The organism is Pseudomonas sp. 01L34 (assembly GCF_056400265.1).
On the sequence record NZ_JBFTSX010000033.1, the window covers coordinates 1 to 816 of the forward strand.

General features: G+C 63.2%; 1 protein-coding gene. It reads right to left on the reverse strand.

What is annotated here, in order from left to right:
* Window positions 1-816 (reverse strand): Ig-like domain-containing protein (locus tag AC1DQM_RS29830; protein WP_477747261.1); only part of this gene is annotated, 816 nt, incomplete at both ends.

Here is an 816-nt window from a genome sequence, read left to right on the forward strand (position 1 = left end):
ACCCTGTGCCAGATGGTCGAAGTCGCTGCCGGGGGTGAATACCAGCTGATTGGCGACCACGCTGGCCGAGCCTTGGCCGAGCGGGGCGCTGGCGCTGTTCAGGGTGAACAGATGACCGTCATCGACGTCGGTGTCGTTGGCCAGCACGTTGATGGTCAGGGTCTGGTTTTCCGTGCCGGCGGCTGTATCGGCCACCGCGACTGGGCCGTCGTTGGTACCAGTGATGGTCACGTCCACCGTACTAGACGAAAGCGCGCCGTGTTCGTCTTGCATGGTGTAGCTGAGTGTCACGTGTGCGACCGCGCCTTGCGCCAGATGATCAAAGTCGCTGCCAGGGGTGAACACCAACTGGTTGGCGACCACGCTGGCGGTGCCCTGGCCGAGTGGGGCACTGGCGCTGTTCAGGGTGAACAGATGACCGTTGTCGACGTCGGTGTCGTTGGCCAGTACGTCGATGGTCAGGGTTTGGTTTTCCGTGCCAGCGGCGACATCGGCTACCGCGACCGGACCGTCATTGGTGCCGGTGACGGTGACCGTCACCAGGTGGGTGGCGACGCCACCGAGGCCATCGCTGACCTGCATGGTGAACACCTCAGCATGACTCTCGCCAACCTTCAGTGATTGCACCGCACTGGCAACACCATCGGTGCCGTTGGCCAGGGTGTACGTCCACTTACCGCTGCTGTCCACCGCGATCGAGCCGTAGGTGCCAGTATTGGACCCGGCAATGCTCCAGGTGGCGGTGGCCGCGTGATCGATGTCGGTCGAGCTGAACTGGCCACTGACACTGAGGGTGGTGTCTTCCTTCACGGTGCC